This window comes from Rhodopirellula sp. JB055, assembly GCF_043100905.1.
Lineage (GTDB): Bacteria > Planctomycetota > Planctomycetia > Pirellulales > Pirellulaceae > Rhodopirellula.
Genome location: NZ_JBICHO010000412.1, coordinates 1 through 6,835, shown reverse-complemented (window position 1 = coordinate 6,835; position 6,835 = coordinate 1). Strand labels below are relative to the sequence as shown.

The 6,835-nt window shown below is 57.4% G+C and carries 4 protein-coding genes; 1 reads left to right on the top strand and 3 read right to left on the bottom strand.

Annotated features, from left to right (window positions below; translation table 11 throughout):
• Positions 1-302: 302 nt before the first annotated feature.
• A complete protein-coding gene (locus ACF8AM_RS16130) occupies positions 303-2,117 on the bottom strand; it encodes a hypothetical protein (protein WP_392556621.1) in 1,815 nt (604 codons plus the stop codon).
• A 561-nt stretch (positions 2,118-2,678) separates the two neighbouring features.
• On the opposite strand from ACF8AM_RS16130, the gene ACF8AM_RS16125 reads away from it, so the two are divergent.
• Positions 2,679-3,854 carry a hypothetical protein gene (locus ACF8AM_RS16125; protein ID WP_392556620.1) on the top strand — a complete coding sequence of 392 codons (1,176 nt, stop codon included), beginning with the start codon at positions 2,679-2,681 and terminating at the stop codon, positions 3,852-3,854.
• A 5-nt stretch (positions 3,855-3,859) separates the two neighbouring features.
• Here ACF8AM_RS16125 and ACF8AM_RS16120 read toward each other — a convergent pair whose 3' ends face one another.
• Positions 3,860-5,392 carry a hypothetical protein gene (locus tag ACF8AM_RS16120; RefSeq protein ID WP_392556619.1) on the bottom strand — a complete coding sequence of 511 codons (1,533 nt, stop codon included), beginning with the start codon at positions 5,390-5,392 and terminating at the stop codon, positions 3,860-3,862.
• Positions 5,393-5,764: 372 nt separating this feature from the next.
• Positions 5,765-6,835, bottom strand: a 1,071-nt coding sequence (metG, locus tag ACF8AM_RS16115) for a methionine--tRNA ligase subunit beta (protein WP_392556618.1), incomplete at its 5' end; no start/stop codon positions are given.

The following is a 6,835-nucleotide window of genomic DNA, read 5'->3' as shown; positions in this document are numbered from 1 at the left end:
ACTTCCTCGTTGGTGCGGCGGTTCTTCAGCACCTTGGAGGCGACGCGGGAAACGGCGCGAGTAGCTCTCCCCCCAGGGGATCTCGCTGAACGCTCGCATTCCGAATCCCTCCCGCTGCAGAGGTCATGCAGTTTTTAACTGCTGCGTTGCCAAGCGTTTAAGATCATCCTCCCTTGGGAGGATCGAGCGAAGCGAGGGGAGGGTCGCAAGACGGCACGAACAGAGCACTCGAAAAGTGCACGGTCTGATTCGTGAAGGGGACACCCATCACGTGGTTGGGGCCGTTGGTTGGCGGGAGCGAGTCAGTTCGCCCCTGGCAATCCTGCCCCTGGCAAACCACCTTCAGGCAATCCAGCCCCTGGTGCATCGGCCGCGGGAAGGTCACCGGGAAGAGCGGCTGGTTGATCGCCGGGAAGGCCAAGCATCGGCAAGCCGACGGCGCGTCGATCGCCGCCGTTATCTTCATCTTCGCCGGACAGTTCGACACCCGCCAATTTGGCGAGAGCGACCCGTTGTTCTTCCAGGGATTCCATCCACTTTTTCTTGTCGTCCAGCATGTCGTCGTTGATGGCTTCCGCGATTGGACGGATGTCGTCCACCCAGGATGTCAAGGTTTTCTTGTCTTCGTCCGACGCGGCGGAGATCAGGCCTGAGGGAGTGTTTGGGACTTCAGCCACGGGGGAGCCAACGGCTCCTCGAAGCAATTGTTGAAGCACCATGGTGATCCGGCGGCGCGAAAGGGAAACTTCTGGTGGTTGCGGCTTCGCGGCTGGCGTCCGTCCCATCATGCCCATTCCCATGCCGCCCATCATTTCGTCCATACCCATACCTTCCATACCGTCCATTCCCATCCCCATGTCCATGCCATCCATCATCATGGAGTCATCCATTCCCATGCCGCCCATCATGTCGTCCATGCCCATCCCCATGCCGCCGCCCATCATCCCGGCACCGGTACGGCTCTTGTCCTTTTGCTTCTTTTTTTCTTCTTTGACTCCCAAGAATGTGTCTGGGCTTGGGGGCTGTTTGACGGCCATCGTTGTGGTCCGGTCCAGCGCATTCAAACGATTGATCTCAGATTCCACTGTGGCAAAAGCACGGCGAGACCAGCTTTTCAACACGCCTTCCGTGTCAGCGACCTGGCCTTCCAGTTCGGTGGACATGTCGCCGAGTTGCGATGCGGAATACAACGCGATCAAGTCAGGTTGTTCTTCGTTGGTGCTGATAGAAATCAGTTGTTTGCCAAGTGTCTTGTCTTGCGGCGTGCTGATGTAGTGCAGGATGTCGACGGCAAAACGTTGCAGATAGGCATGTGCTTTGGCGTCGCGGCCTTCCGGTGCAGGGGCTTCCAGCAAGTCGGTCATGACCTGGGTCAACTTCGCTTTGTTTTCGGCTTTCAAGGAAGGGAAGCCATACATCGCAATACGGTGCAGGGACTGCAGAGCAGCCGCGCGAACGCCATCGACTTCCTGTTCGTCTTCGTAGAGACCCACCAGCGTGTTGAACAAAGCTGGAACGACAGCGCCCAACGGCCTAGGTGGCCGGCCTGAGTTTCCATCATACGGAAGGCTGTCCAACCGGCCCAGAACCAAAACGGCGTTGATGCGTGCGGCGGGGATGTAGTTTCCCTTTGCAACCTTGGTCATCCCGTTGTAAACGTTCTTCAGCAGAATCGTTTTGCCCGGGGTGTTGCTTCCCTGAGCTCTGGAAACGGACTTCTCGAGAGCCGCCAGCATCGGCGCCATTTCCTTCAGGTATTCCTTGCGGACCATCTTGTAAGGAACGATGTATTCGATGTAGATCCGCGCGTCTTTCTTGACATCGTCCGTCAGTTGTTCCGCTTTGCGTGTTGAGGCCAGCGTTTTCGCGGCTCGTTCGTATCCCGCGATTTTTTCCGGCGTCACCGCGGCAGCCGGCAGGTTGATCGTCTCGAACGCCTGCCCAAACGCGATTCCGCTGAACAACCAGCACAGCACCATCACCAAGCAAAGGATCCACAGGCGTTTGGCGCGGTGGTGGTTGGAAGCCTGGCCCCCGTTCGCTGATTCCACCTGCGCAGCGGCGGCAATGGGGCCAGAGGAACGGGACGAAGACGAAATCGTAGTGGCGTGTCGCAAAGGAACACCTTCGGAGAGAAGAGCACGGCCGAAAAGGTTCGAAACGCGAATGTTTCGTAGGGTCCCATTATTCACCGACGGACCGCCTCCCGTCAACGAAAATCCCGAATGACAGAGCATTTGGAACGTTCGGGAGAGTCCGAAGAGGGACTGCCCGCCCGTTTGTCGGTTTGGCAACTGTTTGCAGGCCCCGTCAGATCGACGTTGGAATCACGCGCACAAAAAAAGGCGAGGCCGGCTCCGAAGAACCGACCACGCCTCGCACGGGGGGACGCTTCATATTCGGGTAAATCATGGTGCAGGGTGCGTCCCTCTGACACAGGTAACCATAGTCCCGTTCCTGCGAAATTCGAGCGATCGAGGTGTGGATTCTGTGGTTCTGTCGCATTCGCCGGTGAAGTGCGAGCGGTTGTACGGGTCGGACCGGTTTTGACGATCGCGGGGTTCGATCTTTCGGATCGGTGCACGAACTCGGACGCAAAAGTTTCCCAGCCGTCGCGGGAACGATTGGAGTGCGGGTGAAAATGTGCCGATTGTTCCGGTTGGAGGGGGGCCTCCGTCATGGATCATCGTTTCGCCCACGGCACCGTCGTTCAGGCCGCGATCCATGTCCATTTCAATCCTTTGGGAACGGAAGTGACGGAAGTAGCAATGCAGAGCAACACCAACCGTTGGGTCGGCCTTTTCGCACTGCGAACTGTGGAGCCGGTGGATAATCAGGAGCCGGTGGCGCGTCGATGGCGATCTGCCTTCGTCGCTGGCGTCGCAGTTTGGACGAGTGTCTGGGGCGTGGGCACCGCCGAAGCCCAGCGTCCGGTCGTGCCAGGTACCGGGACCGAGCTCGTTGGCGTTGCCGACGATTTCGAAGACGAGTCGTGGCGTTACGTGCCGAACAATCCCAAGAGCACGGAGGACATTGATGAGAATCAACGTGCTCCGATGGGAAAAAGCACCAACGGCCGTTGGTACGAAGGCATCAAGCGAGGCCATCCCGACGTGGTTCAACGCGTGGCGACGCCAGCCGGCGGCTTGCCAGGCAGCGAAGGCGCTCTGCTAATGCGGAGCAAGTTCACTGGGATTCCCGGCAATTCCAGTGGGACGATGCACCAGGATGACTTCATCGCGAATGTTCAGTATCGACTGAAACGACGCATCGACGTGTCGGAGGTGCCCAGTGTCACGACGCGAGTGTTCTTGCCACCCGTGGCGGAATGGGAAAAACGCAGCGGCCCTCACTTTGGGTTCCGCTTGGCGCTCGAAACGACCGCGATGATCGAGAAAGAGATCGGGCTGTTCAAACTCAAACGCAAAGAGATGGGCAACGAGATCTACTGGCCAGGATTGTTCATCGAATTCGAAAGCAAGGCAGACAGCCGAAGTCGTAGCGACGACTACGCCTACTTGCGAGTTCGCAGCAACCAGCGAGGGGGCGACTTTCGTGGACCGCAGATCACCACCACCGGTTGGTGGACGTTGGGCATGAGCGTCACACCGGATGGCATGGTGCACTACTATGCATCGCCAGGTGTGGATGACCTGACCGAAGAAGACTACATCACCAGCCAGTTCCCATATGGGTACGAAGCCGAACGCATGCGGACGTTCTTCTACAACATTTGCAGTGCGGATGACGGACGTCGTTGGAGCACTTCGTTCATCGTTGATGATCCGAAAGTCTTTTTGGTTCGTCCCAAGGGCAAGCAGATGGCAGGTCGCTCCAGCAACAGACGTCGCTGAGTCGTTCAGTCCAGTTGCTCGACGCGGCAGGGATAAAAGGGCCGCGAATGTTCCACCAAATTCAACATGGTTTTGGTGTTCAAAGAATCGGTGGCAGTGGGGCTTTCGTTGAGAATCGCTTTTCGATAAACGCCGAGCAACTGCTGCCTTTGGTTTTCCGCCCCGTACTTTGTCGCCACGATGTTTCGGTTGTGAGCGATCGTCGCCGGATCGCTTGCGGTTCTCAATGCGTCGCACAACGCGGCGTTTCGCTGCCGGATTTCTTTCGCGAATCCGGGATCAGTGGTGAAGCGGTGGATCACCTCGATCTGCAGCTTAGGCGTCAATCTCGCGAAATCGATCCAGTCGCGATCGCGAGACACGGCGGCGTCGCCTGGGGATCGGACTCCCTTCCACGCGTTGGTTTTGGCGGCAGCGAATTGGCGTTCTGCTTCCTCGAGCCAGGACGCCGAACCGGGAATCATGACCGCGTCATAGAGCTGGTCCAGGTGCATGCCTTGGTTCATAAAATCGCGGGTCACGCCGGGAAGGTTTCTCGCGACGACGGGGCGCGAGGCGAGCCACGGTTCGAGAAAGACCATGCCAAAGCCTTCGGCCACGCTGGACGAAACCACGACGCTGGCTGCCGAAAGATTGTCCACGAACCGGATGGATTCATGGTGGGCAGCATCAAAGACGACGTTGTCAACGTTTTGTTCGGCAACCGCCCGCCAGCGTTCGTAGGAAAGTCTTTCCATCGGGGTGGCGGGGGCAAGCGTCATCGCGCCCACGGTCGGCCGACCGACCATTTGGCACATCAGCAAGAATTCGCCGAGGTTCTTGCGGCGGATTCCACGAACTGGATAAAGCATCCAGAGGAAATCAGTGGACAACTGAAATGCTTTCGCGACTCGCTGCGCCGCGGTTTCAAAATCAGGCAGCTCGCCATTTGGAAGTCGAACGCTGTTGGGCAACACATCAATGCGTGAGTTTGAAATTCCAAACTTCGACAACGTCTCCGCGTCGCCGGTGGTCAAGGTTGCGTAAGACAGTCGCTCGCCGTGCGGGTACAAGATCTTGTCGAGGTCTTGGACGTGATCGCAATCGTGGACCGTTTTGAGATGCGCCCAGTTTTGTGGCCGTTGGTCTTCGGCGAAGTCATGAATCTGCATCAGGCACGCATAACCAAGATTCGCCAAACGCTGGATCACCAGCGGAGCAGCGGCGTTTTTGCCGAGGCTGTGATTGTGCCAGTGGATGACCGTCTGCTCGCGAGTCCAGCCAGCGCGTTGGCATTGCTCGTCCAATTCGCGAGCCGTTTGTTCGGCTTGTTGCGAAACACTCTGCGAACAATCTCGTAGCGAGTCGTATTCCAGGGACGAGAGAGTCCACAAGGAGGCGTTGGACCGCGTGGCGGGCTGGAGTCCGCTTTGACGAGGGCCACTGATGAGAGCGACCTCATCGATTTCGCTTGATTCATGCAAGCAGTGGACATGGTTGTCGACCACCTGGGTGACGCCGCCCCGTTCGAAGTGGCAATGCACAATGAGAATTTTCATCGGAGAAATTTTCACTGGCTGTCAGTCTTAAGGGGCAAGGCGTTTCAGTGACAGAGGTGGGATCGGCAGTGCGTCACCCTCACCTCGACTCTCTTAGGGGACGTTCGAGTAATAAGTGGTGGCTGGCGTCTGGGGTTTGCCCCGGATGGAGCCGTCGGGGGAGTTGGGGGAGTCCCTCGCTGACGCTTCGGGTTGTGATGGGGGCATTGGTTTTTTCATAACCCGACGCGTGAGCGAGGCGAAGTCAACATGGTTTTTCCCTCGCTGACGCTTCGGGTTGTGATGGGTGGACTTGGCCGACTCGGACGGGCAAGAGTGCCCATCCTACTTGGTGCGTTCTTCTTCACAGGCTGGAAGCCTATGACACTGGGGTCAGTGGACTCGTTGGCCGGGCAAGGCGCCTTCGTCGATGCCGAGAACGAAGACTTCTTCGCCACCGGGGCCGGCCGCGGTGACCATGCCTTCGCTGAGTCCAAACCGCATTTTGCGTGGCTTGAGATTGGCAACCATTACGACCAAACGGCCGACCAGTTTTTCAGGATCGTAAGCGGCTTTGATGCCCGCGAAGACTTGGCGAGTTTCGTCGCCACCCAAGCCGAGTGTCAATTTCAGAAGCTTGTTGGCTTCTGGCACATGTTCGGCGGAGAGCACGCGAGCGACCCGCAGGTCAACCTTCATGAAATCATCGATCGTGATTTCATCGGCGAGCGGTTCGTCCTTGAGCGGTTGGTCGCTGTCGTTGAACGGGTTGGCGGCAACGGTTTCGTTCTCTTGAGTCGCTTCGTCTTTGCTTTCTTCCATCATTGCTTCGAGATCCTCGAGTTTGACACGGTCCATCATACGTTGAAATTTGTTGACGCCACGATCAGTCAGTGGCGATTGACTTTGTTCCCACGACGTGATCGGTTCCCCGAGCAAGTCGCCACATTTCTTTGCCAGTTCGGGAAGGACTGGGGCCAGGTAAATGGCCAGTTGCCGAAACAGATTCAATGCGACCGTGCAAACGTCTCGCAGCTCGTCTTGTCGTTCGGCATCTTTGTTCATTTCCCATGGCTTGGCGTGTTCGACAAACGGGTTTGCCGCGTCGGCCAATTCCATGATCAAACGCATTGCTTTGGAATACTCGCCGTCTTCGTACGCCGAGGCGATTTCGTCGCCCTTGGCGGCGGCGGATTGGAACAGCCCTCCGTCATCCGGGTACGACGGTGACAATCCGGTTCGGCTGGCGAATTTCCCAACGCGGCTGGCCAAGTTGACAACTTTGCCGACCAGGTCGGAGTTGACCTTTTCAACAAACTCGTCGACTCCCAAGTCGAGGTCTTCGACTCGCGAAGAAAGTTTCGTCGCGTAAAAGTAACGCAGCGCCGAGGGATCAATGTGTTTCAAAAATGTTTCGGCTTTGATGAAGGTGCCTTCACTCTTGGACATCTTCTTGCCGTTCAC